The following is a 2,952-nucleotide window of genomic DNA, read 5'->3' as shown; positions in this document are numbered from 1 at the left end:
GTATTTGTTTCTAAGCGGCTGATAATCAATAGATCGAATCAACGGAAAACATATATATAATAAGAACAAATCCGAATTTGCCTGAAAATTCGAACATAAGTGTAAAAAGTGCTGTTATTCCCCTGATTCTTAATCACTTTTCTAAAGAAGACTATGAAGAACATACTGTTGTTTGGCGCCGGCAAATCGGCCACCAGCCTGATCGACTATCTGTTGGCAAATGCACCGAGGCAAAAATGGCATATTACTGTAGCCGATCACGACCTTTCGCTCATTAAATCAAAAACAGGAAAATCATATTACGCTACACCCGCTGCACTGGATATCAAAGACAACGCAGCCAGACAACAACTGATCCGGGACACCGACCTGGTTATTTCCTTATTACCCGCTACCCTGCATATCATGGTGGCAAAGGACTGCCTGACAGAAAAGAAACACCTGCTCACCGCTTCCTATATTGATGAAGAAGTAAGACAGCTGCAACCCGACATTGAAAAAGCCGGTTTGCTATTTATGTATGAAATGGGCCTGGATCCCGGGATAGATCATATGTCGGCCATGAAACTCATACATTCCATTGAAAAGAAAGGCGGACAGATCTTCTCCTTTAAATCATACTGCGGCGGCCTAATCTCCCCCGACAGCAACGACAACCCCTGGCAGTACAAAGTATCCTGGAATGCCCGGAACATCGTAATGGCAGGCATTTCCGGCGCTACCTACAAAGAGAAAAGCAAAGTAAAGGAACTCACCCACGAACAACTTTTTGATCATACCAAAACTATACAGGTACCGGGCCTCGGTAAGCTGGCCTTCTACCCCAACCGCGATTCCCTGGGATATATGCAGGCTTATAAGCTGGAAGACCTGGCCACCTTTATGCGCGCCACCCTCCGCTTCCCCGACTTCTGCGAAGGCTGGAATGCCCTGATAAAGCTGGGTCTGACAGACGATCGTCATAAAATTGCCACAGATAAACTAACGTATACGGAATGGGCATCCCACTCCGTTAAAGATAGTACAGGCACCCCGGAAGAGAATATAGCCCAGTTCCTGGGCGTTAGCACCAAGTCCAAAGTGATCCGCCAGTTAAAATTCCTGGGATTATTAAGCACAGAAGTCATAAATTTAGGGGAACAAACCAATGCGGGCGTACTCCAGTTCCTGGTAGAAAACAAACTCAAAATGGAACCTGCCGATAAAGACATGATCGTAATGATGCATGAAATTGAGTTTGAACGCCGCAGCATGGCCACCAGGATGCACAGTTACATGATTGTTCAGGGCGAAGACAGCATACACACAGCGATGGCAAAAACAGTTGGGCTCCCACTGGGCATCATGGCCAAAATGATCCTCCAGGACAAAATAACACTAACAGGACTGCAAATACCGGTAATGCCGGAAGTATATAACCCCGTTCTAAAAGAATTAGAAGAGTACGATATCAGATTTGAGGAAAGCTTTGAATAAGCAAAGTTATTTTTTTCCTATGATGGACTCTAATCGGGCACAAGGACTTGTGATACCTCCCCTGGAACGGGGAGGTTTTTATTTTTTATAAGATGCTTAATAGTTCCAGCACACCTTCTGTGGCGGGCTTTTCAATGAGGTACAGGTTATCAGCGTTCCCCACTTCAGGGATCTTCCTGTCGATGATATACACCGGTACGCCCGGCTTTACATATTGCAGCAGGCTGGCTGCCGGGTACACCTGTAAAGAGGTGCCCACCACTACAAATACATCGGCCTCCCATACTTCCCGCGCTGCCTTTTCGATCATCGGTACAGCTTCGCCAAACCAAACAATGTGCGGCCGCAGCTGTCCGCCGTCTTCGGCAAGGTCGCCCATTTTAATATCCCCCTGGATCTCATAGATCAGCTCCTCGTTATTTACGCTGCGCATCTTAAAGATTTCCCCGTGCAGGTGCAGTACCCTGGTGGATCCTCCCCTTTCATGGAGGTCATCAATATTTTGTGTGATGATCCGCACATCATATTTTTCTTCAAGTGTTGCCAGGCCGGTGTGGGCTGCATTGGGAAGCGCCGCTTTCACATCCTGCCGCCGGCTGTTGTAAAAGTCCTGTACCAGGGTGGGATTCTTCTGCCAGCCCTGGGGGGAAGCCACTTCATATACATCGTAGCCTTCCCATAATCCATCCGCGTCTCTGAATGTCCGGAGGCCGCTCTCAGCGCTGATGCCAGCTCCGGTCAGCACCACCAGTCTTGGTTTCATGTAAGTTCGTTTATTGGTTTACGTTAGTTGGAATTTTACGGGATTTCCATCTCCTTATTCCTCTTTTTATAAAAATAAAAATAAAAACAACACCAACAATCAATGGCCATGCACTGAATATGCCCAGTGCAAAAGATAACAACCCGTTCCAGCCGTCTTTGAACGATAACCATGAACGCTGCAGGAACCCCGGCGATTGTGGGTCAGAGGTAGCAAAGGTTTGGTAATATTCAAGACTGATGTTGCTGTACGCCACATGATGATCCATGTACTGCAACCGGCCCTTTGCTGATTCTATTTCTTCACGGATGCTTTTCAGCTGCGCCTCCACCTCCAGTATTTCCTTTACATTTTTCGCCTGCTGCAATATCTGTACATAGCGCTGCTCTACCGCCTGGCGCGCTTTCATACGGGCGTCGAGATCCACGTATTCTTCTGTAACATCCGAGGAAGTGATACTCTTTTCATCTACCCTGGAAGCGCCGCTGGTAATACTTTCCACGCATTGTTCAAAGGCGGCTGCCGGTACTTTTACAGTTACTTCGTTCCGCCACTGCATGCTGGTATTTTCCTGTTTTTCACTGGCAATATAACCACCGTATTTTTTAACGGTATCGGCTATACGTTTTTTGCAGGATTCGAAATCGGAAGTAGAGAAACGAAGCACGGCATTTTTAATAATTTTTTGGGAGATGGGTAACGCAGGCCCCTGC

Annotated in this window: 3 protein-coding genes; 1 reads left to right on the top strand and 2 read right to left on the bottom strand. The window is 47.0% G+C overall.

From position 1 onward, the window contains the following. Positions 1-153 precede the first annotated feature (153 nt). Positions 154-1,476 carry a saccharopine dehydrogenase C-terminal domain-containing protein gene (locus VN105_RS11470; protein ID WP_325640948.1) on the top strand — a complete coding sequence of 441 codons (1,323 nt, stop codon included), beginning with the start codon at positions 154-156 and terminating at the stop codon, positions 1,474-1,476. Between the two features lie 85 nt (positions 1,477-1,561). On the opposite strand, the gene VN105_RS11465 is transcribed toward VN105_RS11470, so the two are convergent. Further along, the gene (locus tag VN105_RS11465; RefSeq protein WP_325640946.1) at positions 1,562-2,239 is read right to left on the bottom strand and encodes an NAD-dependent deacylase; all 678 of its coding nucleotides are present in this window, start codon (positions 2,237-2,239) and stop codon (positions 1,562-1,564) included. 10 nt (positions 2,240-2,249) lie between these two features. Then, on the bottom strand, positions 2,250-2,952 hold a 703-nt coding region (locus VN105_RS11460; RefSeq protein ID WP_325640944.1), incomplete at its 5' end, for a DUF4349 domain-containing protein.

Source organism: Chitinophaga sp., from assembly GCF_035564935.1.
GTDB lineage: Bacteria > Bacteroidota > Bacteroidia > Chitinophagales > Chitinophagaceae > Chitinophaga.
This window is presented reverse-complemented; position numbering and strand designations above follow the sequence as displayed.

Bases quoted from the DNA above. Each gene is read 5' to 3' on its own strand.
- VN105_RS11465 (WP_325640946.1), bottom strand. From the start codon at position 2,239: ATGAAACCAAGACTGGTGGTGCTGACCGGAGCTGGCATCAGCGCTGAG.
- VN105_RS11470 (WP_325640948.1), top strand. From the start codon at position 154: ATGAAGAACATACTGTTGTTTGGCGCCGGCAAATCGGCCACCAGCCTG.